This window comes from Streptomyces sp. NPDC048659 (assembly GCF_040650575.1).
In the GTDB taxonomy this organism is placed as follows: domain Bacteria; phylum Actinomycetota; class Actinomycetes; order Streptomycetales; family Streptomycetaceae; genus Streptomyces.
Genome location: NZ_JBEZHM010000062.1, coordinates 19,170 through 42,662 on the forward strand (window position 1 = coordinate 19,170; position 23,493 = coordinate 42,662).

Genomic DNA, 23,493 nt, shown 5'->3' on the forward strand with positions numbered 1-23,493 from the left:
ACGCGACTACGACATACGAAAACCGGGGCACGCGTCCCGGATGGGACCCGTACCCCGGCAACGTTAACGCGCGGCGGCTACTGGGCCGGCTTGCCCGTCTTGCGCTCGACGGCCGCCTTCACCAGGCCCGCGAAGAGCGGGTGCGGGCGGGTCGGGCGGGACTTGAGCTCCGGGTGCGCCTGGGTGGCGACCAGGTAGGGGTGCACGTCCTTCGGGTACTCGACGAACTCGACGAGCTTGTTGTCCGGGGAGGTGCCGGAGAAGACCAGGCCGGCCTTCTTCTCCAGCTCCGCGCGGTACGCGTTGTTCACCTCGTAGCGGTGGCGGTGGCGCTCCTCGACGTACGGCTCGTCCGCGTAGGTCTCGCGCACGACGGAGCCCTCGGCGAGCTTGGCCGGGTAGAGGCCGAGGCGCATCGTTCCGCCCAGGTCGCCCGCGCCCTCGACGTACGCCAGCTGCTCCTCCATCGTCGAGACGACGGGGTGCGCGGTGGCGGGGTCGAACTCGGTGGAGTTGGCCTCGGGGATGCCGGCCAGGTTGCGCGCCGCCTCGATGACGATGCACTGCAGGCCGAGGCAGATGCCGAGCAGCGGCACCTTCTTCTCGCGGGCGAACTGGATCGCGCCGACCTTGCCGCTCACGCCGCGGTCGCCGAAGCCGCCGGGGATGAGGATCGCGTCGACGTCGCCGAGCTGCTTCTCGGCGCCGGCCGGGGTCTTGCAGTCGTCGGAGGTGACCCACTTGACCTTGACCCGGGCCTTGTTGGCGAAGCCGCCGGCCCGCATGGCCTCGGTGACCGAGAGGTAGGCGTCGGGCAGGTCGATGTACTTGCCGACGAGCGCGACGGTGACCTCGTGGTCGGGGTTGTGGACGCGGTCCAGGAGGTCCTCCCAGACGGTCCAGTCCACGTCGCGGAAGGGCAGGTCCAGCTTGCGGACGACGTAGGCGTCCAGGCCCTCGGTGTGCAGCACCTTCGGGATGTCGTAGATCGACTTGGCGTCGATGGCGGCGACCACGGCGGCCTCGTCGACGTCGCACATCAGCGAGATCTTGCGCTTGATGGCGGTCGGGACCTCGCGGTCGGCGCGCAGCACGATCGCGTCGGGCTGGATGCCGATGTTGCGCAGGGCGGCGACCGAGTGCTGGGTCGGCTTGGTCTTCAGCTCGCCGGAGGGGCCGATGTAGGGCAGCAGCGAGATGTGCACGACGAAGACGTTGTCGCGGCCGACCTCGTGGCGGACCTGGCGGACGGTCTCCAGGAACGGCAGCGACTCGATGTCGCCGACGGTGCCGCCGACCTCGGTGATCACGACGTCCACGTCGTCCGTCGCCATGCGGCGGATGCGGGACTTGATCTCGTTGGTGATGTGCGGGATGACCTGGACGGTGTCGCCGAGGTACTCGCCGCGCCGCTCCTTGGCGATGACCTGCGAGTAGACCTGGCCGGTGGTGACGTTGGCCGAGCCGTCGAGGTCGACGTCGAGGAAGCGCTCGTAGTGGCCGATGTCCAGGTCGGTCTCGGCGCCGTCGTTGGTGACGAACACCTCGCCGTGCTGGAACGGGTTCATGGTGCCCGGGTCGACGTTCAGGTAGGGGTCGAGCTTCTGCATCGTGACCCGCAGGCCCCGGGCCTTGAGGAGCGCACCCAGGCTGGAGGCCGTGAGGCCCTTGCCGAGCGAGGAGGCGACACCCCCGGTGACGAAGATGTGCTTGGTCGTCGTGGTGTTGGGCGGCATCGCCAAGAGGGGGCTCCCGTGGTCGCGTTTGGAGGTGCGTACCGGCGTTCCCTCCGGAAGAATCGGGGGGTGCCGTCGCTGCGGTTGCGGGGTCCTCGGCTGTCGCCGTTTCCCACCGGTCCACGGGGTACCAGGGTATCAGCGACATCGGGAGACCGCTTCCGGCCACACGGGGCAGTCGGGTGCGTACGCACCGCGACACGCCGTGGGCCGGGCGGCTCGGCCCGGGAGCGGCGGCGGGGCACGGTCGCGGTTCCGGCGGGGTGATCGGTCGTGCTCCGGCCACGGTCGTGGCCGGGGTCAAGCCCCGTTCACCCGAACGGAGCAGCGCCGTTACAAGATCGGCGCCATCGGTCACTAGGGTGCGTCGTATTCTGCTCGGACGCGCTGCCGAGCCGGACCGGCACGGCACCACCCCCGCCCTCCCCCGGACCAAGAGCTCGTCAACGATCCCCTGACCGCTGACCTGTACGACATCGCCCCCGCACGGGCGATGTGGCCGTTCGATCTGGAGTGGAGCACGTGGCCGGGCGCATCGAGGATTACGCACTCATCGGAGACATGCAGACCGCCGCCCTGGTCTGCCGGGACGGCAGTGTCGACTGGCTCTGCCTGCCCCGCTTCGACTCGCACGCCGTTTTCGCGGGCCTGCTCGGCACCGAGGAACACGGCTTCTGGCGGGTCGCCCCCGCCGTACCGGAGGGAGCGCCGGCGCCGCACGCCGACCGCCGCCGCTACGTCGGCGACTCGCTCGTCCTGGAGTCCGAGTGGGACACCCCGCGCGGCACGGTCCGGGTGACCGATTTCATGCCCCCGCGCGACGGGGCCCCGCAGCTCATCCGGATCGTCGAGGGCGTCAGCGGCCGGGTGCCGATGCGCTCCTCGCTGCGGATGCGCTTCAGCTACGGCCGGGTGGTGCCCTGGGTGCACAAGGTCGGCGACCGCACGGTCGCGGTGGCCGGGCCCGACTCCGTGTGGCTGGACACCGCCGCCGAGACCCACGGCAAGGACCTCACCACCTACTCGGAATTCACCGTCACCCCCGGTGACCGGATCGCCTTCACCCTCTCCTGGCAGCCCTCCCACAAGGAGCCGCCCGCGCTGCCCGACCCGGAGGGCTCGCTCGCCGCGACCGCCGAGTTCTGGCGCGAGTGGGTCGAGCACTGCACGTACCACGGCCCCTACCGGGAGGCCGTGGTCCGCTCCCTGATCACGCTGAAGGCGCTCACCTACGCGCCGACCGGCGGGATCGTCGCCGCGCCGACCACCTCCCTGCCGGAGGAGATCGGCGGCGTGCGCAACTGGGACTACCGCTACACCTGGCTGCGGGACGCGGCGATCACCCTCTCCTCGATGCTGCGCACCGGCTACCGCGAGGAGGCCCGCGCCTGGCGGGACTGGCTGCTGCGCGCCGTCGCCGGCGACCCCGAGAACCTGCAGATCATGTACGGCATCGCGGGCGAGCGAGAGCTCGGCGAGGCGGAGCTGGACTGGCTGCCGGGCTACGAGAACTCCGGCCCGGTCCGGGTCGGCAACGGGGCCGCCAACCAGCTCCAGCTCGACGTGTACGGCGAGGTCACCGAGGCGCTGCACCTGGCGCACATGACCGGCCTGTCCCGCAACGACTACGCCTCGCTGCTCCAGCTCAAGCTGATCCACTACCTGGAGACCCACTGGGACCAGCCCGACGAGGGCATCTGGGAGGTCCGCGGCCCGCGCCGGCACTTCGTGCACTCCAAGGTGATGGCCTGGGTGGCGGTGGACCGCACGATCAAGCTGATCGAGTCCGGTGACGCGGACGGCCCGCTGGAGCGCTGGCGCGAGCTGCGCGACGATATCCACCGGGACGTCTGCGAGAAGGGCTACGACAAGGAGCGCAACACCTTCACCCAGTCCTACGGCTCCAAGGAGCTGGACGCCTCGCTGCTGCTGATCCCGCAGATGGGCTTCCTGCCGCCGGACGACAAGCGGGTGATCGGCACGATCGAGGCGATCCAGCGGGAGCTGTCCACCGAGGACGGCTTCGTGCTGCGCTACCCGACCGCCGGCGAGGAGGCGGGGGTGGACGGCCTGGAGGGCGACGAGGGCGCGTTCCTCGCCTGTTCGTTCTGGCTCGCCGACGACCTGGCGATGATCGGCCGGGTCGACGAGGCCCGCAGGCTGTTCGAGCGGCTGCTGTCGCTCCGCAACGACCTCGGGCTGCTCGCCGAGGAGTGGGACCCCCGGCTCCAGCGCCAGGTGGGCAACTTCCCGCAGGCGTTCAGCCACGTCCCGCTGATCGACACCGCGCTGCGGCTGACCGCCAGCGGGGCCTACGGGGGCTGAAGGGCGCCCACGGGGGGACGGGACCTACGACGAGGAGGTCCCGTCCCCCCGTACGAAAAGGGGGGCTCCCGCCCTCCCGCCGCTACCGCAGCGCGGCGATCACCTCCTTCGCGGCCCGCTCGCCCTCGGTCGCGCCGCCCTCCATGAAGCCCTGGAAGTCGTACGAGCAGTGCTCGCCGCCGAGGTGGATCCGGCCCTGCGCGGTGCCCTCGTAGCCGGCGTACCGGTGCAGGTACCCCACCGGCCAGTACGAGTAGGCGCCGAGCGCGTACGGGTTCCGGTGCCAGGCGGAGAGCTGCGCGCGGCCCGTGTACGCCCGGGAGGTGTCCGGGAAGAAGGCGTCGATGCCCGTCAGGTGGCGGGTCACCAGGCCGCGCACGTACGGGTCGGACTCGGTGGCGAACGGGGTGCCCGGGGTGAGGGACCGGGCCAGGCTGCCACCGCCGTACTGGAGCAGGATGCCGCCGGTGCCGCCCTGGACCTTGGTGGTGTCCCAGGTCTGCTGGACCTCGGAGTCGGTGAAGCAGTCCCCCGCGGAGACCCCGGGCCAGGGGCCGGTGCCGCGCCAGGGGCGGGTGGCGAACTGCATGTTGAGCTTGGTGCAGTAGCCCATCCGGGCGTCCCGCAGGAGGTTCGTCATGAGCGGGTCGAAACCGGCCCGGCCGAGGTCGAGCCGCTGGAGGATCGGCAGCGGCACGCACAGGACCGTGTGGTCGGCGGTGACGGTCCGGGTGGCGCCCGCCTCGGTGAAGGTGAGCGTCTGGGTGCCGTCCGTGTTGGCGCGCACGGCCTCCAGCGACCAGCCCATGCGCAGGGTGCCGGGGTTCAGCGCCCCGGCGACGGCGTTCGGGAGCCGGTCGTTGCCGCCGACGATGTGGTAGCGCTCGTTGGACAGGCCCCAGACGTTGAAGTTGCCGGGATTGGTCTGGTAGCCCATCAGCAGGACCAGGGCGAGCGCGGACTGTTCGGTGGTGTCCGCCCCGTACTCGACGTTGTAGGCGACGTCGAGGAAGCGGCCGAGCGGGGAGCCGTGGCCGCCGGGGACGCGGCGCTCGATCCACTCGTACAGCGACATCCCGTCGAGGGCGGTGCCGGTGGGCGTGGTGCGGTTCCAGGTGACCTCGCCCGCGTCGGACAGGTCGCGGCGCAGCGCCTGGTAGACGCCGTTGAAGTCGCTGTCGGCCTGGTCGCGCGGGTAGTAGGCGCCGCCGAACCAGAGGATCTCCTCGGCGCCGTTGGGCCCGCCGCCCAGGAAGTCCTCGGTGGCGAGGCCGAAGCGGCGGCACAGCTCCAGGATCTTCTTGTGGCCGGTGTCGATGAGCTCGGCGCCGATCTCGGAGGTCTGCCCGTAGGCCCAGTGCGCGCGCTGGGTCCATATCCGGCCGCCGACCCGGTCGGGGTCGGCCTCGTAGAGCACCGGCGCCAGGCCCGCGTCCTGGAGGGTGAGGGCGGCGGTGAGCCCGGCGATGCCGGCGCCGACGACGGCCACCCGGGCGGCGCCGTCCTTGACCGGCGGGTCGGGGGTGGCCGCCGCCCCGGGCAGGGCCGTCCCGGCGGAGACGGCGGAGGCGGAGGAGACGGCGGAGGCGGAGGAGGCGGTGGCGGTGGACACGGCGACGCCGGCCGCCGCCGCGTATCCGAGCAGGGTCCGCCGCCCGGGTCCTTCCGCTCTCAGGCCGCGCAGCTCGTCGACGGGCAGGCGCAGGCGCCGGGCGTCCGCGTGCTCGGCGGCCAGCTTCTTCAGGAGGTGCATCGGGCGGGTGCGTGCCATGGGGCGCTCCTGGGTGATCGTCGGGGAGGAGGGATCAGCTCTGCGGTACGGCGGCGGGGGCGGGCTCCGCGGGGTCGTCGGCGCGCTCGGCGGCGTCCTCCAGGACGATCCGGCCGATGATCTCGTAGCGCTCGGGGCGCCGGGCCTTGAGGTACCAGCCGAGGCCGAGGCCGCCGAAGAAGACGAGGCCGACGATCCAGGGGATGGCCTTGAAGAAGAGGGAGTCGGCGGCGAGCCCGGCCGCGGTCTCCATGTTCATGATCAGCAGGACGACGACGGCGATCATGCCGACGCCGCCGAGGAGCGGGGCGACGAGGGTCTTGAACCAGTGCCGGTCCTCGGGGTGGTTCCTGCGGAAGTAGCCGATGACGGCGAAGGAGCAGAGGGTCTGCACGATGAGGATCGCCATCGTGCCGAGGATCGCGAGCAGCGTGTAGAGGTGGACGTACGGGTCCTGGCCGGTGACCCAGAAGGCGCCGACGAGGAGCACGGCGATGACGCTCTGCGTGAAGGACGCGATGTACGGCGAGCCGTGCCGCGCGTGGGTGCGGCCGAGCGCCGGGTGCAGGAAGCCCTCGCGGCCGATCGCGTAGAGGTAGCGGGAGGCGCACTGGTGGAAGGCCATGCCGCAGGCGAAGGAGCCGGTGAGCAGCAGCCACTGGAAGGCGTCGACGGCCCAGGCGCCGATGAAGGACTCGGTGGGCGCGAAGAACAGGTCGAGCGGGCTGGCCGAGGCGGACAGCTTCACCGAGCCGGTCAGTCCGTTGCCGGCGATTGTCATCCAGGAGACGTAGATGTAGAAGAGCCCGACGCCCACGACGGAGATCAGGGTCGCCTTGGGGATCACCCGCTTGGGGTCGCGGGACTCCTCCCCGTACATCGCGGTCGACTCGAAGCCCACCCAGGACCAGAAGGCGAAGAAGAGGCCGAGCCCGGCGGAGGCGCCGGTGAAGGCGTTCTTCGGGTTGATCGGCTCGACCGGGATGCCGTCGGGGCCGCCGCCCGCGATCAGCACCGCCGTGGCCACCGCGAACAGCACCGCGATCTCGGCGATCAGCATCACACCCAGCGCCTTCGCGGTGAGGTTGATGTCGAAGTACGAGAGGACCGCGGTGATCGCGAGCATCACGGCCGCGTAGCCGACCCACGGCAGGTCGACGCCGAGCTGGTCGGCCACGGTCGTCTTGGCGAAGTAGGCGAAGACGCCGACGATCGACGCCTCGAAGACGATGTACGCGAGGACGGCGAGCATGCCGGAGGCCATGCCCGCGATCCGGCCGAGGCCGTGCGAGATGTAGCCGTAGAAGGCGCCCGCCGCGGTGATCCGCTTCGCCATGGCCACGTAACCGACCGAGAAGACGGTCAGGACGACGGTCGCGAAGAGATAGCCGGCGGGGGCGCCGACGCCGTTGCCGAAGCCGACGGCGATGGGGAGGTTGCCGGTCATCGCCGTGATGGGGGCCGCCGTGGCGACCGCCATGAAGACGACTCCGACGAGGCCGACCGAGTTCGCCTTGAGCCGGTGGACCTCTGGGGTGGGGTTCTCTGCCATGGCGCAGGAGCATCCTCTGGAGTGATGTAGGCCACAATCGACATGCGGTCGCACAATTCCCGCCACGGGACGACGAGTTGTCGCCCTGGCGGCCGACCTGTTCCGTCCGGTAACACCCCGGTGATGTCCCCGGAACCCGGACCCGGGTAGCGTCCCGCCCCATGGACAATCAGGGCGGGATCACCGTGCAGCGGGCACTCGAACTTCCGGGGCTGCGCGGCGGGCTCCCGGAGGTCGTCGCGGGCGCCGACCGGCTGCACCGCACCGTGCGCTGGGTGCACGCCGGCGAGGTGCCCAACATCGCCTCGCTCCTCAAGGGCGGCGAACTGCTGCTCACCACGGGCCTCGGGCTCGGCACCCGCCCCGCCGAGCAGCGCGCCTTCGTGCGGCGGCTCGCCGAGCGGGGCATCGCGGCGCTCGTCGTCGAGCTGGGCCCCCGCTTCGCGCGGCTCCCGGCGACGATAGTGGAGACCGCCCGGGCCACCGGCCTCCCCCTGGTCCAACTGCACCGCGAGGTCCCCTTCGTCGCCGTCACGGAGGAGATCCACACCGAGATCGTCAACGGGCACTACGCGCTCCAGCGGCAGGCCGAGGAGGTCCACCGGCAGTGCACGGAGGCGCTGCTCGGCGGCGGCGGGGTGCCCCAGGTGCTGCGGATCCTCGCCGACTTCTCCCTCAACCCGGTCTTCCTGGAGACCGCCGACGGCCAGCTCCTGTACGCGGCGGGCACCGAGTCCGGCCCGGCCGACCCGCTCCAGGTCTGGGACGGGCTGCGCGGCGGGCGGGCGGCGCGGGAGTCCGGGCCGCCGGTCGGCTCGGTCCTGGTCGACGTGCCCGGCGGAGGCCCCGGCTCGGGCAGCGTCCGGGCCCGGCTGGTCCTGCTCGCCGTCTCGTCCGCGCTCTCCCCCGTGCACCGGATGGCCGCCGAGCGGGCCGCCGGGCTGCTCGCGGTCGTCCTGATGCAGGCCCGGCAGGAGGAGGAGCTGGCGGCGCGGGGCCGCGGCGACTTCCTGACCGACCTCGCGGAGGGCCGCATCTCGGCGGAGGACGCCCCCGCGCAGGCCCGCGTCCTCGGCTTCCGGCCCGGCGAGGGCCCGCTGCTGCCCGTCGTCATGCGCCTGGCCTCCGAGCTCTCCGCCTCCGGCAACTGGGCGCTGCTGGCCCGCGCCGTCCTGGAGGAGCTCTCCTCGGTCGGCGTGCCCGTCCTGCTGGGCGTGCGCCCGGTGGAGGGCCGCGTCCCGCTCCTCCTCGGGCTGCGCTCCGAATCCGAGCGCACCGCGGTCGCCGACCGGGTCGCGGCGGCGCTGCGGGCGGGTGTGGAGCGGGCCGGGCTGGAGCGGGCCGGTGTCCACCCGCCGGTCGTCGTGGTGGGCGTCGCGGGCGGCTGGGCGGCGGCCTCGGCGGGGCTGCGGCACGCGGCGGAGACGGCGACCGCCGCGCAGGGCCTGTCCGAGCTGCCCTGGTACGACGCCCGCCGCCTCGACACCGACCTGCTGCTGTGGCGGCTGCGGGACCATCCGGACCTGGCGGCGTTCGTGGACCGGGCGATCGGCCCGCTCCGCGACCACGACCGCACCTCCCGCCCGCCGCTGCTGCCGACCCTGGAGACGTACCTGGCCCACGCGGGCCGCAAGGCGGAGACCGCCCGGGAGCTGCACCTCAACCGCCAGACCCTCTACAACCGGCTGGCCCGCATCGCGGAGCTCCTGGGCACCGACCTGGACGACCCCCAGACGGTCCTGGCCCTCTCGCTGGCCCTGCGGGCGCGGCGCCATACGACGTGACGGAGGCGGGGGCGGGGCAGGGGCAGGGACGGGGACGGGGCTGGGGCTGAGGCGGGACGGCATCCGCCCGCCACCACCCCGCCACCACCCCCTACCGCCCCGTCAGCTCGTCGTAGACGCTCAGGACGTGCGCCACCGTCTCGTCCTCCGTGGGCCAGGTCCGCGCCTGCACCCGCCCCGCCGCCGCCAGGTCCAGCCGCCGGTCGGCGTCGTCCAGCAGCTCCCGCACCACCGCCGCCATCCCCTCCGCGTCGCCGTACGGCACGAGCTCGGCCGCGTTCCCGACGAGCTCCGGCACCCCGCCGACGGCCGTCGCGACCAGCGGCACGCCCAGCCGCAGCGCCTCCTGGGCGAGCAGCGAGCGGGCCTCCCACCGGGACGGCAGCACGGCCACGTCCGCCGCGGCCAGCAGCTCGGCCACGTCCTCCCGGCGCCCGATCAGCCGCACCCCCAGCCGCTCGCTCTCGATCCGCCGCTGGAGCGCCGGCCGCTCGGGCCCCTCCCCCGCGATGACCAGCAGCGGCTGCGGGTCCAGGTCCCGCCAGGCGCGCGCCGCGTCGAGCAGCATCCCGTACCCCCGGCCGGGCCGCAGCGCGCCCACCGCCATGAGCAAGGGCCGGTCCACGGCGCCGAGTTCGGCCCGCGCCTTCCCGTCGTGCAGGCAGACCGGCGCGCGCGAGGCGGGTACGGTCACGGGCGCGAGCCGGGCGTCCCGGGCACCGCTGCGGCGGGCCCGGTCGACCAGCTCCGAGGAGGTGCCGAGGACGACGGCCGCGGCCCGCACGGTCCGGCGCTCCAGCAGCCGGACGAGCCCCGCGCGGGCGCCCGCCGCCCGGCCCCGGGTGTGCCAGGTGGTCACGAGCGGCGCCCGCGTACCCCCGCCGCCCGACAGCGCGAGCGCGGCCCGCACGGAGGCGTCGAGACCGTGCGCGTGGACGACGTCCGCGCCGATGGAGAGGTTGCGGAGCGCGGCGACGGTGGTGGGGCCGCCGTGCCGGGGTGTGGGCACGAAGTGCGCGCCGGCGCCCACGAAGTCGTAGCTGTGGTCGAGTTCGGGCGGGGCGCACACGGTCACCCGCACGCCCCTCGCCACGAGCCCCGAGGCCAGTGATCTGACGTGCGCGCTGCTTCCCGCGCCGCCGCCGCCGAGCACCTGGACCGTACGGAGCTGTGTCACGCGCCCAAGGATGCCAGTCCGTACGCACGTTCCGGCACCGAAGTGGCGTCGTTACCGTGTCGCGCGCCTCAACTTACCGGCGGGGATCACCCACACGAGTGATGCCCGAGGTCACTGTCGAACCGGTGACCTCCGCGTACACCGCCGCCGCGACCAGCCCCGCCGCGTGGACGGCCAGGCCGAACCGGCCGTTCCCGGTGGCGATGGCCGCGCCGACGGCGGCGCCCAGGGCGTGCGCGCCGGTGTCGCCGAGCATGGTCTCCTCGGCCAGGTCGTCGCCGAGCACGGCGGCCACCGCGCCCATCGGCGCCGCGGCCTCCGCCCCGCGCAGCAGCCCCGGCGCGCCCAGCCCGAGCACGAGCAGCCCCGCCCGGCCCGGCCGGACGTCGGCCAGGTTGACCAGGTGGGCGGTCCCGGCGATGACGGTCGCGGCGAGGACCTTGTCCAGGGGCCGCTCCTTGAGCAGCGCCCCGGCCGCCAGGGAGGCGGCGCCGATCCCGAACAGCTTCACGGCCCCGCTGGTCACCTCGCCCGCCCGCAGCGCCGCGAGGTGCGCCCGGAAGCCGCGCCGCCCGTCGCCGCGCACGTCGTCGTACGCCCCGCACGCCCCGGCGACGAGCACCGCGAGCCCGACCGGCCCCGCGCGGCCACCGTCCCGGGCCCCGGTCACGGCACCAGCCCGGGCAGCGGCGCCGACCCCGGCAGCCGCCACGGCCCCCGCGGCGGCGCCCAGCGCCACGGCCGGGCCCGCGTACAGCGGCACGCTCCGCCCGGCGTGGTTGGCGCGCCCCCACCGGTCCCCGCCGGAGCGCCGCAGCGCCTCGTAGGCGCCCCGGCTCACCCCGGCGGCCGTCGCGAAGCCCGCGAGCCGGCCCATCAGCCGTCGGCCCGTGCCGTCGCGAGGAGCTCCTCGGCGTGGGCGCGGGCGGTCTCCGAGTCCTCCTGGCCCGCCAGCATCCGGGACAGCTCCCTGACCCGGTCCTCGCCCTCCAGGACGGTGACGCCGGAGCGGGTGACGGAGCCGTCGTTGGTCTTCTCCACGAGGAGCTGCCGGTCGGCGAAGGCCGCGACCTGCGGCAGGTGGGTGACGACGACGACCTGCGCGGTCTTCGCCAGCTTGGCGAGCCGGCGCCCGATCTCGACCGCCGCCTTGCCGCCGACCCCCGCGTCGACCTCGTCGAAGAGATAGGTGGGCACCGGGTCCGTGCCCGCGAAGACGACCTCCACCGCCAGCATCACCCGGGACAGCTCGCCGCCGGACGCGCCCTTGGCGATCGGCCGCGGCGGGGCCCCGGGGTGCGGGGCCAGCAGCAGCTCGACCTCGTCGGCGCCGGACGGGCCGTAGGCGACCCGGCGGCCCCCGACCTCGACACCCTCCGGGTCCTCGGTCTGCCCGATCGCGAACGACACCCGCGCGTGCGGCATGGCCAGCGAGGCGAGCTCGGCGGTGACGGCTGCGGCGAAGCGCGCCGCCGCCTCCGTACGGGCGTCGGTGAGCCGCCGCGCCAGCAGCGACAGCTCGTCGCGCAGCCGGTCCCGCTCCCCGGTCAGCTCGCCGATCCGGTCGTCGTCCCCGTCCAGCTCGGTCAGCCGCGAGGCGCTCTCCTCGGCCCAGGCGAGCACGGCGGCGATGTCCGCCCCGTACTTCCGGGTCAGCTGCGTGAGCAGGGCCCGCCGCTCCTCGACCGCGGCGAGCCGCAGCGGGTCGGCGTCCAGGTCGTCGGCGTACCCGGCGAGCTCCCCGGCCACGTCCGACAGCAGGATGGAGATCTCGCCCATCCGGTCGGCGAGCGCGGCGAGCACCGGGTCGTGCGCCCGGACGCCCTCCAGGGCCCGGCCCGCGCCCGCGACGAGCGTCGTCGCGTCCACGGCCTCGGGGTCCTCCGGCTGGCCCGCGAGCGCGGCGTGCGCGAGGGCGGCGGCGGAGGCCAGCGACTCGGCGTGGCCGAGCCGCTCCGCCTCGGCGGCCAGCTCGACGTCCTCGCCCGGCAGCGGCGCCACGGCCTCGATCTCGCCGAGCCCGAACCGCAGCAGGTCCGCCTCCTGCGCCCGCTCCCGGGCCCGGGTGGTGATCTCCTCCAGCTCCACGGTGACGGCCCGCAGCCGCCGGTACGCCTCGCCGTACGCGCCCAGCGGGACGGCGACGGCGTCCCCCGCGTACCGGTCGAGCGCCCCGCGCTGCCGGGCCGGCTTCAGCAGCCCCTGCTGGTCGGTCTGGCCGTGCACGGCCACCAGCTCGTCCGCGAGCTCCGCGAGCAGCCCCACCGGCACCGACCGCCCGCCCAGGTGCGCCCGCGAGCGCCCCTCGGCCGAGACGGTACGGCTGACCAGCAGCGCGCCCTCGTCGAGCTCGGCGCCCGCCTCCTCGGCGCGCGCGGCGACCGGCGCGCCCGGGGGCAGCGCGATGCGGCCCTCCACGACGGCGGCGCCCGCCCCGATCCGTACCAGGGCCGGATCGGCGCGCCCGCCGAGCAGCAGCCCGAGGCTGGTCACGACCATCGTCTTGCCCGCGCCGGTCTCGCCGGTCACCGCGGTGAACCCGGGCGACAGCTCGACCACCGCGTCGTCGATGACTCCGAGCGACCGTATCCGCATCTCCTCCAACACGGAGAAGACCTTACGAGGTCGGAGCCCCGCTGTGCGACGGCCCCTGCCGACCGAGGGCGAAGCCGCAGGTCACAGGGGCCTTCTGTCACCCACCGGAGTGGACCTTCGGACCTGTCGGGCCGGTCGGGCCCGCCCGGCTCAGTGCGGCGCGCCGCGCCAGCCCGACACCGGCAGGGCGAACTTCGCCACCAGCCGGTCCGTGAAGGAGGCGTGGTGCAGCCGGGCGAGCCGGACCGGGACGGCCCCGCGCCGGACCTCGACCCGGGCGCCGGCGGGCAGCTCCACCGTGCGCCGCCCGTCGCACCACAGCACCCCGTGCGGGGTGTGCGGCTCGACCTCGACGGCCAGCACCGAGTCGGGCGTGGTGACCAGCGGCTTGGCGAACAGGGCGTGCGCCCCGATCGGCACCATCAGCAGCGCCTCGACCTCGGGCCAGATCACCGGGCCGCCCGCCGAGAAGGCGTACGCCGTCGAGCCGGTCGGGGTCGCGCAGATCACCCCGTCGCAGCCGAAGCCGGTCACCGGCCGCCCGTCGATCGCGAGGACGACCTCCAGCATCCGCTCCGGCGACACCTTCTGGACGGCCGCCTCGTTGAGCGCCCAGTCGCGGTGCAGGACGTCGCCGTTCTGGTAGACGGTGACGTCGAGCGTCATCCGCTCCTCGACCTCGTACGCCCTGGTGACGACCCGGTCGACGACCTTGTCCAGGTCGTCGCGCTCGGCCTCGGCGAGGAAGCCGACCCGGCCGAGGTTGACGCCGAGCATCGGCACCCCGGAGGCGCGGGAGAACTCGGAGCCGCGCAGCAGGGTGCCGTCGCCGCCGAGGACGATGAGCAGTTCACAGCCGTCGAGCGCGTCCGAGCAGGCTTCGGGGACCTTCTCCACGGACGGCGGCAGCGGCAGGTCGGCCGCCTCCGCCTCCAGGACGCGGACCCCGATGCCGCTGCGGAGCAGCCCGAGGACGACGAGTTCGGCGCTGCGCACGGCGGCCGGCCGGCCGGTGTGCGCGAGCAGGAAGACGGTTCGGGTGCTGTCGGTCGAGGTGCTGGAACCAGTGCTCAACGAGGTCCTTCCGCGACGGCGCGGTCGACGTCCGCCGGATCGAGGGCGGGCGCCCCGGCCCGCAGCCACAGAAAGTACTCGACGTTTCCGGAGGGCCCGGGCAGCGGGCTCGCCGTGACGCCGACGACACCGAGCCCGAGCTCGCCCGCCCGCCGGGCCACGTTCTTGACCGCGTCGGCGCGCAGTTCGGCGCTGCGGACGACGCCGCCGGTGCCCAGGCGCTCCTTGCCGACCTCGAACTGCGGCTTGACCATGAGGACGAGGTCGGCGTCGGGCGCGGTGCAGGCGGCGAGGGCGGGCAGCACCAGGCCGAGCGGGATGAAGGACAGGTCGCCGACCACGAGGTCGACGGGGATGCCGTCGATCGCGTCCAGGGTCAGCTCGCGCACGTTGGTGCGGTCCTTGACGATGACCCGCTCGTCGCTCTGCAGCGACCAGGCGAGCTGCCCGTAGCCGACGTCGACGGCGACGACGTGGGCGGCGCCCGCGCGCAGCAGCACGTCGGTGAAGCCGCCCGTGGAGGCGCCCGCGTCGAGCGCCCGGCGGCCCTCGACGCGCAGGCCCAGCGGCACGAAGGCGGCGAAGGCGCCGGCCAGCTTGTGCCCGCCGCGCGAGACGTAGTCGGGGTCGCCGTCGTCCTGGGCGACGACGATGGCCGCGGCGGTCTCCACCTGGGTGGCGGGCTTGGTGGCGACGGTCTTGCCGACGGTCACCCGGCCCGCGGTGATCAGCTGGCTGGCGTGCTCGCGCGAGCGCGCCAGCTTGCGCCGTACCAGCTCGGCGTCGAGACGGCGGCGGACCGGTCCTGCCACGTTCGGTTCAGCTCCTGTTGTCGTACGGACGGGGGGCGGGACGCTCGTCGAGCGAGCTCAGCTCGGCGCGCAGCCCACGGTGTACATCCTCGTACACGTCGAGGTGTCCGTCGGCCGTGAGGTGGTCGGCGTCGCCGAGCCGGTCCAGGAGCGCGTCGACGGCGGGCCGCCCGGTGGGGGTCCGTACGACACCGAGCGGGGCGGGCCCGGCCGCCTCGTAGGGGTCGCCCGGCCCGGGGCCTGCGGGCTCGGCGGGCCCGGGGTGCGGCTGCGCGTCGTTCATGCCCCGACGCTACCGCGAAGCGCTGGGGTACCGTCGTCGGCGATGGCGACGATCACGGAGTGCCGCGGCGCACTGAGCAGACTTTCGGACAACCTCGCGCGGGCGGACGAGGGGGTGCGGGGCGCGGCCGCGTTCGACCGCACCCTCAGCTGCCACCTGACCGACCTGGACACGACCTTCACCGGCAGGCTGGTGGACGGCCGCATCGAGGTCGAGGACACCGTCTCCGGCCCGCCGCCCCACAAGGCGCAGATCCGCCTCCGGATGACCGGCGACGACCTGGTGGCGATGGTGGACGGCGAGCTGAACTTCGCGAAGGCGTGGGCCTCCGGCCGGGTCGGCCTGGAGGCGGGCTTCCGCGATCTCCTCAAACTGCGGTCACTTCTGTAGCGCGGGCTCCGGCAGCGCGGCCGCGACACCCGCCGCGCCCGCGTCCGAACCCGCATCCGCGCCCACGGCGGCGACGGGGGTCCCGGGCCTGCGCCCGGCCCGCGCCTTGCGTCCCGCCGGGACGACCAGCGGGGTGCCCGTCTCCGGGTCCTCGATGACCTGGCAGCGCAGCCCGAAGACCCGCTCGACCAGCTCGGCCGTGACGACCTCGGACGGCGGCCCCTCCGCGACGACCTCGCCGTCCCGGCAGGCGATGAGGTGGGTGGCGTACCGGGCGGCGTGGTTGAGGTCGTGCAGCACGGCGACGAGGGTGCGGCCCTGGTTCTCGTGCAGCTCGGCGCACAGGTCGAGGATGTCGATCTGGTGCTGGATGTCGAGGAAGGTCGTCGGCTCGTCGAGGAGCAGCAGCGGGGTCTGCTGCGCGAGCGCCATGGCGATCCAGACCCGCTGCCGCTGCCCGCCGGACAGCTCGTCCACGTACCGCTCGGCGAGCTCGGCGACCCCGGTGGAGGCCATCGACTCCTGCACGACCCGCTCGTCCTCGGGCGACCACTGGCGCAGCAGCCCCTGGTGGGGGTAGCGGCCCCGGGCGACGAGGTCGGCGACGGTGATGCCGTCGGGGGCGATGGACGACTGCGGGAGCAGGCCGAGGGTCTTGGCGACCTTCTTGGCGGGCAGCGAGTGGATCGCCTGCCCGTCGAGCAGCACCCGGCCCTGGCTGGGCTTGAGCATCCGGGACAGCGCGCGCAGCAGCGTGGACTTGCCGCAGGCGTTGGGGCCGACGATGACGGTGAAGGAGTTGTCGGGGATCGCGACGCTGAGGTCGCGGGCGATGACCCGCTGGTCGTAGGCGAGCGTGACCGACTCGGCCATGAGCCGCTGCGCCTGCTGCTGCCCGTTCATACCCTTGCTCCTGGTGGTGTTCTGGATGGTCATATCCGGCCCGCCTTCCGCTCGCTGACGAGCAGCCACAGCAGATAGCAGCCGCCGAGGACGCCGGTGACGACACCGACCGGGAGCTGCCGCTCGCCGAAGGCGTGGGTGGCGGCCCAGTCGGCGACGAGCAGCAGGGCGGTGCCCATCAGCGCGGAAGCGGCGAGGTTGGGGCCGGGCGAGCGGGTCAGCCGGCGGGCCAGCTGGGGCGCGCTCAGCGAGACGAAGACGATCGGCCCGGCGGCGGCGGTGGCGACGGCGACGAGCAGCACGGCCGAGGCCATGAGCACGAGCCGGGTCCGCTCGACCTTCACTCCGAGGGCGTACGCGGCGTCGTCGCCCATCTCCAGCATCCGCAGCGCCCGCCCGTGGCCGAGCACGACCGGCAGCAGCACGCAGCTGACGGCGAGCAGCGGCCAGAACTGCGCCCAGTCGCGGCCGTCGAGCGAGCCGGTCATCCAGACGACGGCCCGGGTGGCGTCGACGAGCTGCGCCTTGGTGATGAGGAAGTGGATGACGGCGGTGAGCATGGCGGCGGCGCCGATGCCGATGAGGACCAGCCGGTAGCCGTTGACGCCGCGCTTCCAGGCCAGCAGGTAGATCACGACGCCGGTGACGAGACCGCCGACGATCGCGCCGCCGGCCGCCGCGGCGGCGCTGCCCTGGAAGAGCACCATGACGGTGAGCGCGCCGACGCTGGCGCCCTGGCCGAAGCCGATGACGTCGGGGCTGCCGAGCGGGTTGCGGGAGACGGACTGGAAGACCGCGCCGCCGATGCCGAGCGCGGCGCCGACGAAGACGGCGACCAGGACCCGCGGCAGCCGCAGGTCCATCACGGCGAACTCCTGCACCGGCGTGCCGTTGCCGAGCAGGGTGGCGACCACGTCGCCGGGCGCGATGGGGAAGTCGCCGCTGCCGATGAGCACGACGGCGGCGGCCAGGGACAGGACGAGCAGGCCGAGGACGGACAGGAGCGCGCGCGGCTCGTAGCGTACGGAGAGGCCGCCGCCGGTCCGCAGGGTCTTGGTGCTCACAGCGTGGCCATCCTCTTGCGGCGGACGAGACGGATGAAGACGGGCCCGCCGATGAGCGCCGTGACGATGCCGACCTGGAGCTCGGAGGGCCGCACGACGACCCGGCCGACGATGTCGGAGGCGAGCAGCAGCACGGGCGACAGGACGGCCGCGTACGGCAGGATCCAGCGCATGTCCGGGCCGGTGATCGAGCGCACGATGTACGGGACCATCAGGCCGAGGAAGACGATCGGCCCGCAGGCGGCGGTCGCCGCCCCGCACATCAGCGTGACGGCGAGCATCGCGATGATCCGGGTGCGGTTGAGGTGGGCGCCGAGCGCGCGGGCGGTGTCGTCGCCCATCTCCATGGCGTTCAGCGGCCGGGCGATGAGCAGCGCGAGCACGGCGCCGACCAGGATGAACGGCGCCACCTGCGTGACGGTGTCCATGGTGGCGGAGGCCAGCGAGCCGACCGTCCAGAACCGCAGCCGGTCCAGGGCGGCGGAGTCCAGCAGCTGGACGGCGTTGACGTATCCGTAGAGGGCGGCCGTGGCCGCGGTCCCGGCGAGCGCGAGGCGCACGGGGGTGGCGCTGCGGCTGCCGCCGAGGACGTAGACGACGACGGAGACGACGGCGGCGCCGATGAAGGCGAACCAGACGTACGCGTCGGCGTCGGTGACCCCGAGGAACGCGATGGCGGAGACGACCGCGGCGGCGGCGCCCGCGTTCACGCCCAGCAGGCCGGGCTCGGCGAGCGGGTTGCGGGTGAGCCCCTGCATCACGGCGCCGGACAGCCCGAGGGCGACGCCCACGAGCAGCCCGAGCAGGGTGCGGGGCACGCGGACGTCGTGGATGACCACGTCGTTGCGGATGCCGCTGTTCTGGAACAGCCCGTGCCACACATCGGCGAGCGGCACGGGCTTCGCGCCGATCATGATGCTCAGGACACAGACCAGCAGCAGGACTCCGACGGCGGCCACCAGACCGGCGGCACGCAGGGAGTTGCGGCGCGACGGTTTCGGGACAGCACCGACCGGCTCCGCGCTCATACGGGAGGGACTCTCGACCAACACGAGGTTAGGTTAGCCTACCCTCCTATCGGTGATCGATCCCCTGACCGCAGAAGGATCCGAAGCGGGGATACGGGCCCGGGGCCGGCCCTCCGGCGGCGCCCCCGCACCGAGACCACCGCCACCGCACCCGCGCACCCGCGCACCCGCCGGGGCCTACGCCAGCCCCAGCCTCCCCAGCGCCTTCCCCGCGTCGAGGCCACAGGCACCCGCACCCGCGGCCGTCCAGGCCACCGCGCACAGCGCCCGCACACCGTCCAGCGGGTCGAGCGCCCCTCCGGCCGCCTCGCCGATCTCACCGGCCTCACCGACCGCCTCCACCACAAGCGCCCCGCCGCTCACCGAGGCCGTCCAGCCCCCGCACCGGAACGCCCCCTCGGCGCCCGCCGTCGCCACCACCTCCGGCTGCGCCACGAGCAGCCCGCGCAGGTCGGCGGAGACATAGGTCGGCCGGTGCTCCGGCACCGCGGCCAGCAGCCCCGCCACATCCGTCACACCGGTCAGCACCAGCAGCGAGTCCACACCCCCGTTGAACGCCCCCTCGATGTCCGTGTCCATCCGGTCCCCCACCACCAGCGGACGCCGGGCCCCGGTGCGCAGCACCGTCTCGCGGTGCATCGGGGGCAGCGGCTTGCCCGCGACCTTCGGCTCGGCCCCCGTCGCGATCCGCACGACCTCCACCGCCGCGCCGTTCCCCGGCCCGATGCCCCGCGCACCCGGAATCGTCAGGTCCGTGTTGGAGGCGTACCAGGGCAGCCCCCGCGCCACGGCGTAGCTGGCCTCCGCGAACCGCCCCCACGGCAGCTCCGGCCCGCCGTACCCCTGCACCACCGCCGCCGGGTCGTCGTCCGCCGACTCCACCGGCACCAGCCCCCGCTCGCGCAGCGCGACCCGCAGGCCCTCGCCGCCGATCAGCAGCACCCGCGAACCGGGCGGCAGCTCGTCCGCGATCAGCCGCGCCACCGCCTGCGCCGAGGTGATCACGTCACCCGGCTCCGCCGGGATCCCGAGCTCGGTGAGGTGCGCCGCGACCGCGTCCGGCGTCCGCAGCGCGTTGTTCGTGACGTACGCGAGGTGCATCCCGCCCGCCCGGGCGGTGCCGAGCGCCTCGACGGCGTACGGGATCGCCAGCCCGCCCGCGTAGACGACGCCGTCCAGGTCGAGCAGCGCCGTGTCGTACGCCTCGCTCAGCGCGACCGCGCTCCCGTCCGGCCGATTCCTGCCCTGCCGGCCCTGGCCGATTCCCGTCATGACCACGTGCTCCTCACGTCCTTCGGAAAAATTCCCCCGCTCCCCCGATCATCGCTCATCGCTACCGGCCACCTACGATGACGAGATGAACACTTCAGGTCACGCGGCCGATGACGTCCGCGCCCCAGGACTGCGCCTGGCCCCCTTCCGGGGCCTCCGGTACGTACCCGAACGGGTCGGCAGCCTGGCAGCCGTGACCTCACCCCCGTACGACGTCGTCGTACGGCCCGACGGGCTCCTCCACCTGGAATCCGCCGACCCGCACAACATCGTGCGCCTCATCCTTCCGCAGGCCATCACCGCCGGCACCCGCCACCGCAAGGCCGCCGTCACCCTGGACCGCTGGCTCGCCGACGGCATCCTCGCCCCGGACCCCGACCCGGCGCTGTACGTGTACGAGCAGCGCGGCGACGGCATCCTCCAGCGCGGCCTCATCGGCGCCCTGGAGCTGTCGGCACCCGGCGAGGGCATCGTGCTTCCGCACGAGGACGTCATGCCGCACGTGGTCGAGGACCGCGCCGCCCTCATGCGCACCACCGCCGCCAACCTGGAGCCGCTGCTCCTGACCTACCGAGGCGACGGCGACGGCGCGGGCGCGGTGATCGACCGCACCGTGGAACGCGATCCGCTGCTCTCCACCACCACGGAGGACGGCTTCCACCACCGCCTCTGGGCCGTCACCAACCCGGCCGACCTCGCCGCCGTCGCCGCCGAGCTGGGCCGCCACCAGGCCCTGATCGCCGACGGCCACCACCGCTGGGCGACGTATCTGCGCCTGCGCGAGGAGCACACCGTGCCCGGCCCGTGGAACTACGGCCTGGTCCTCCTCATCGACACGGCCCGCTACCCGCTGCGGGTCCGGGCGATCCACCGCCTCCTGAACCGCCTCCCGGTCGCGGACGCCCTCGCCGCCCTGGGCGACTCGTTCCGTGTGACGCGCGTCGACGGGCCGCTGCCCGCCGCCCAGGAGGCCCTGGCGGCGGCCACGGCCCACGGCAACGCCTTCCTCCTCGCCGGCGACGGCGCCTTCCACCTCGTGGACCGCCCGGACCCCGCCCTGCTGGCCGCCACGATCCGCGCGGACCGCCCGGAGGCATGGCGCACCCTGGACGCGACGGTCCTGCACGCCACGCTCCTGGAGCACGTCTGGCACATCCCGGACGCCCCGGAGGACATCGCCTACATCCACGACACGGAGGCGGCCGTCGCCCAGGCGGAGCGCCGCGGCGGTACGGCGGTCCTGATGCACCCGGTGAAGGAGGAGGTCGTCCGCGACCTGGCCCGCCAGGGCGTCACGATGCCCCGCAAGTCGACGTCGTTCGGCCCCAAACCGGCGACGGGCCTGGTCCTGCGCAGCCTGGCACTCGACTGACATGACGAAGGCCCACCCCGCACGGGGTGGGCCTTCGTCACACGGTCACCGCTCAGACGTCACGACGTGGGTCGTCCTCGTCCTCGTCGTCATCGTCATCGTCATCGTCATCGTCACCGAGCTGGTCGTCGAGGTCGTCCCCGGCCTCGTCCCCCAGCTCGTCCTCGTCCCCGTCCTCGTCGTCGAACGCGTCGACGAACTCGACCCCGTCCAGCTCGGCGAGCCGGTCGGAGGCGTCGGTGGAGCCGTCCTTGTCGGCCTCCAGCGCCTTGGCGAACCACTCACGGGCCTCGCGCTCACGCCCGGCGGCGAGCAGCGCGTCCGCGTAGGCGTACCGCAGGCGGGCGGTCCACGGGTGGTTGGCGCTGGACGCGAGCTCGGGGCTCTGGAGGGTCACGATGGCGGCGTCGAGCTGCCCCATGTCCCGGCGGGCACCGGCGGCCACGAGCCGCATCTCGACCTGCCCGGCCTTGTCCAGCTTCTGCACCTCGGGCTCGCCGGCCATGGCCAGCGCGCGCTCGGGACGGCCCAGACCGCGCTCGCAGTCCGCCATGACGGGCCACAGCTCGACGCTGCCGGTCATCCGGCGCGCGGCGCGGAACTCGGCCAGCGCCTCGGAGTACTTCTGCGTGGCGTACGCGGCGAAGCCGGCGGCCTCGCGGACGGCGGCGACGCGGGAGGCGAGCCGCAGCGCGACGCGCGAGTACTCGTACGCCTTCTCCGGCTCCTCGTCGATCAGCTGGGCGACCATGACGAGGTTGCGCGACACGTCCTCGGCCAGCCCCTTGGGCAGGCTCATCAGCTCCTGGCGCACATCCGGGTCGATCTCGTCACCGGTGACCTCCGGCGGGATCGGCAGCCGCTTGATCGGCGCGCGGTCCGGACGGTCCCGGTCGTCGCGGCGCCCGTAGCCGCCACGGTCGTCCCGGCGGTCGTCGCGGCCACGGAAGCCGCCGCCACCACGCCGGTCGTCGTCCCGACGCGGCCCACGGGGCCGGTCGTCCCGCCGGTCGTCCCGCCGGAACCCGCCACCACCGCGGTTGTCGTCACGCTGGTACGAGGACGGCCGCTCATCGCGCCGGAAGGAGGGCCGCTCATCACGCCGGAACCCGCCGCCACCGCGGTTGTCGTCACGCCGGTCGTCCCGCTGGTACGAGGAGGACGGCCGCTCGTCCCGCCCGCGGTACCCGCCCCGGTTGTCGTCACGCCGGTCGTCGCGACGGAAGCCGCCACCGCGGTTGTCGTCGCGGCGGTCGTCCCGCTGGTACGAGGAGGAAGGCCGCTCGTCACGCCCACGGTAACCACCGCCACCACCGGCACCACCACGGTTGTCGTCACGACGGAAGCCGCCGCCGCCACGGTTGTCATCACGCCGATCGTCACGACGGAAGGGGGCCCGCTCGTCACGGCCACGGAAACCGCCGCCACCACGGTTGTCGTCACGGCGGTCATCGCGCCGGTCGTCACGGCGGTCATCCCGCTGGTACGAGGAGGAAGGCCGCTCGTCACGCCCACGGTAACCACCGCCACCGCCGGGGCCACGGTTGTCGTCGCGGCGGAAGGAGGGCCGCTCGTCGCGGCCACGGTAGCCACCGCCACCGCTGCCACCACCACGGTTGTCGTCACGCCGGAAGCCACCGCCGCTGCTGCCGCCACCGCGGTTGTCGTCACGCCGGAAGCCACCGCCGCTGCCGCTGCCGCCACGGTTGTCATCACGGCGGAAGCCACCGCCGCGGTTGTCGTCCCGGCGGTCATCGCGACGGAACCCGCCACCGCTGCCGCCGCCACGGTTGTCATCGCGACGGAAGGAGGGCCGCTCGTCGCGCCCACGGTAACCACCGCCACCGCCGCCACGGTTGTCGTCACGACGGTCATCCCGCTGGTACGAGGAGGACGGCCGCTCGTCACGCCCACGGTAACCACCGCCACCGCCGCCACCACGGTTGTCGTCGCGACGGTCATCGCGACGGTCGTCCCGGCGGAAGGACGGACGGTCGTCGCGGCCACGGTAGCCGCCGGCTCCGCCGCCACGGTTGTCGTCACGACGCGGCCCACGGAAGCCGCCTCGGTCGCCACCCTCGCGGCGGCGCTCCGGACGGTCGTCGGGAGAGTTGGTGGACATCGACGTGACTCCTGTCTTCGGGTACTGCAGTCATTCTCGCGCAGCCGGCACCCCGACGCGCACTTCAGAAAAATTCAAGGAAAAACAAAAGGACCCCTGGGTCCCAGCGTGAACGCTGGGACCCAGGGGTCCTGAAATATTGTTCGGCGGCGTCCTACTCTCCCACAGGGTCCCCCCTGCAGTACCATCGGCGCTGAAAGGCTTAGCTTCCGGGTTCGGAATGTAACCGGGCG

At 73.9% G+C, this 23,493-nt stretch carries 19 protein-coding genes and 1 rRNA gene; 4 read left to right on the forward strand and 16 right to left on the reverse strand.

The genetic code is table 11. From position 1 onward, the window contains the following. Positions 1-77: 77 nt before the first annotated feature. Positions 78-1,736 carry a CTP synthase gene (locus AB0C99_RS33025; RefSeq protein WP_362483145.1) on the reverse strand — a complete coding sequence of 553 codons (1,659 nt, stop codon included), beginning with the start codon at positions 1,734-1,736 and terminating at the stop codon, positions 78-80. A 522-nt stretch (positions 1,737-2,258) separates the two neighbouring features. On the opposite strand from AB0C99_RS33025, the gene AB0C99_RS33030 reads away from it, so the two are divergent. Continuing rightward, positions 2,259-4,061 (forward strand): glycoside hydrolase family 15 protein, encoded by a 1,803-nt coding sequence (locus tag AB0C99_RS33030; protein ID WP_362483115.1) that lies wholly within the window; start codon positions 2,259-2,261, stop codon positions 4,059-4,061. A gap of 82 nt (positions 4,062-4,143) precedes the next feature. Here the strand turns inward: AB0C99_RS33030 and AB0C99_RS33035 are convergent, their stop codons facing one another. After that, positions 4,144-5,832, reverse strand: coding sequence for an NAD(P)/FAD-dependent oxidoreductase (locus tag AB0C99_RS33035; RefSeq protein WP_362483116.1), 1,689 nt, complete (start codon positions 5,830-5,832; stop codon positions 4,144-4,146). A 34-nt stretch (positions 5,833-5,866) separates the two neighbouring features. Then, positions 5,867-7,384, reverse strand: a complete 1,518-nt coding sequence (locus AB0C99_RS33040; protein WP_362483118.1) for an APC family permease — start codon at positions 7,382-7,384, stop codon at positions 5,867-5,869. A 161-nt stretch (positions 7,385-7,545) separates the two neighbouring features. On the opposite strand from AB0C99_RS33040, the gene AB0C99_RS33045 reads away from it, so the two are divergent. Beyond that, positions 7,546-9,168, forward strand: coding sequence for a PucR family transcriptional regulator (locus AB0C99_RS33045; RefSeq protein WP_362483120.1), 1,623 nt, complete (start codon positions 7,546-7,548; stop codon positions 9,166-9,168). A gap of 91 nt (positions 9,169-9,259) precedes the next feature. Here AB0C99_RS33045 and AB0C99_RS33050 read toward each other — a convergent pair whose 3' ends face one another. The 6 genes from AB0C99_RS33050 to AB0C99_RS33075 all read right to left on the reverse strand — a co-directional run bounded on the left by AB0C99_RS33050 (position 9,260) and on the right by AB0C99_RS33075 (position 15,109). Beyond that, positions 9,260-10,345 (reverse strand): glycosyltransferase family 4 protein, encoded by a 1,086-nt coding sequence (locus tag AB0C99_RS33050; protein ID WP_362483122.1) that lies wholly within the window; start codon positions 10,343-10,345, stop codon positions 9,260-9,262. Positions 10,346-10,418: 73 nt separating this feature from the next. After that, positions 10,419-11,222: a hypothetical protein gene (locus tag AB0C99_RS33055; RefSeq protein ID WP_362483124.1), complete on the reverse strand. Its 804-nt coding sequence runs from the start codon at positions 11,220-11,222 to the stop codon at positions 10,419-10,421. After that, positions 11,222-12,940, reverse strand: a complete 1,719-nt coding sequence (recN, locus tag AB0C99_RS33060; protein ID WP_362483146.1) for a DNA repair protein RecN — start codon at positions 12,938-12,940, stop codon at positions 11,222-11,224. The genes AB0C99_RS33055 and recN overlap by 1 nt, the downstream gene beginning before the upstream one ends. A gap of 150 nt (positions 12,941-13,090) precedes the next feature. Next, positions 13,091-14,014 carry an NAD kinase gene (locus AB0C99_RS33065; protein ID WP_362483125.1) on the reverse strand — a complete coding sequence of 308 codons (924 nt, stop codon included), beginning with the start codon at positions 14,012-14,014 and terminating at the stop codon, positions 13,091-13,093. Further along, positions 14,011-14,826 carry a TlyA family RNA methyltransferase gene (locus tag AB0C99_RS33070; protein WP_362483127.1) on the reverse strand — a complete coding sequence of 272 codons (816 nt, stop codon included), beginning with the start codon at positions 14,824-14,826 and terminating at the stop codon, positions 14,011-14,013. The genes AB0C99_RS33065 and AB0C99_RS33070 overlap by 4 nt, the downstream gene beginning before the upstream one ends. A gap of 7 nt (positions 14,827-14,833) precedes the next feature. Then, a complete protein-coding gene (locus AB0C99_RS33075) occupies positions 14,834-15,109 on the reverse strand; it encodes a hypothetical protein (RefSeq protein ID WP_362483129.1) in 276 nt (91 codons plus the stop codon). 42 nt (positions 15,110-15,151) lie between these two features. Here AB0C99_RS33075 and AB0C99_RS33080 point away from each other — a divergent pair, with 42 nt between their 5' ends. Beyond that, positions 15,152-15,499, forward strand: coding sequence for an SCP2 sterol-binding domain-containing protein (locus AB0C99_RS33080; protein ID WP_362483130.1), 348 nt, complete (start codon positions 15,152-15,154; stop codon positions 15,497-15,499). On the opposite strand, the gene AB0C99_RS33085 is transcribed toward AB0C99_RS33080, so the two are convergent. The 4 genes from AB0C99_RS33085 to AB0C99_RS33100 form a co-directional block, all read right to left on the reverse strand. Next, positions 15,488-16,435: an ABC transporter ATP-binding protein gene (locus AB0C99_RS33085; RefSeq protein ID WP_362483132.1), complete on the reverse strand. Its 948-nt coding sequence runs from the start codon at positions 16,433-16,435 to the stop codon at positions 15,488-15,490. The two genes, AB0C99_RS33080 and AB0C99_RS33085, sit on opposite strands and share 12 nt — an antisense overlap. Continuing rightward, positions 16,432-17,466 (reverse strand): iron chelate uptake ABC transporter family permease subunit, encoded by a 1,035-nt coding sequence (locus AB0C99_RS33090; RefSeq protein ID WP_362483134.1) that lies wholly within the window; start codon positions 17,464-17,466, stop codon positions 16,432-16,434. The genes AB0C99_RS33085 and AB0C99_RS33090 overlap by 4 nt, the downstream gene beginning before the upstream one ends. Then, positions 17,463-18,494: an iron chelate uptake ABC transporter family permease subunit gene (locus AB0C99_RS33095; protein WP_362483148.1), complete on the reverse strand. Its 1,032-nt coding sequence runs from the start codon at positions 18,492-18,494 to the stop codon at positions 17,463-17,465. The genes AB0C99_RS33090 and AB0C99_RS33095 overlap by 4 nt, the downstream gene beginning before the upstream one ends. 177 nt (positions 18,495-18,671) lie before the next feature. After that, a complete protein-coding gene (locus AB0C99_RS33100; protein ID WP_362483136.1) occupies positions 18,672-19,766 on the reverse strand; it encodes an HAD-IIA family hydrolase in 1,095 nt (364 codons plus the stop codon). An 85-nt stretch (positions 19,767-19,851) separates the two neighbouring features. Between AB0C99_RS33100 and AB0C99_RS33105 the strand changes: the two genes are divergently transcribed. Further along, entirely contained in the window at positions 19,852-21,138 is a 1,287-nt protein-coding gene (locus AB0C99_RS33105) for a DUF1015 domain-containing protein (RefSeq protein WP_362483138.1), read from the forward strand. Between the two features lie 52 nt (positions 21,139-21,190). Here the strand turns inward: AB0C99_RS33105 and AB0C99_RS33110 are convergent, their stop codons facing one another. The 3 genes from AB0C99_RS33110 to rrf form a co-directional block, all read right to left on the reverse strand. Further along, the gene (locus AB0C99_RS33110; RefSeq protein WP_362483150.1) at positions 21,191-21,997 is read right to left on the reverse strand and encodes a hypothetical protein; all 807 of its coding nucleotides are present in this window, start codon (positions 21,995-21,997) and stop codon (positions 21,191-21,193) included. Then, positions 21,937-23,193 (reverse strand): hypothetical protein, encoded by a 1,257-nt coding sequence (locus tag AB0C99_RS33115; protein ID WP_362483152.1) that lies wholly within the window; start codon positions 23,191-23,193, stop codon positions 21,937-21,939. Before AB0C99_RS33115 ends, AB0C99_RS33110 begins: the two co-directional genes overlap by 61 nt. 208 nt (positions 23,194-23,401) lie before the next feature. Beyond that, positions 23,402-23,493 (reverse strand): 5S ribosomal RNA (gene rrf, locus AB0C99_RS33120); the annotation flags it as partial.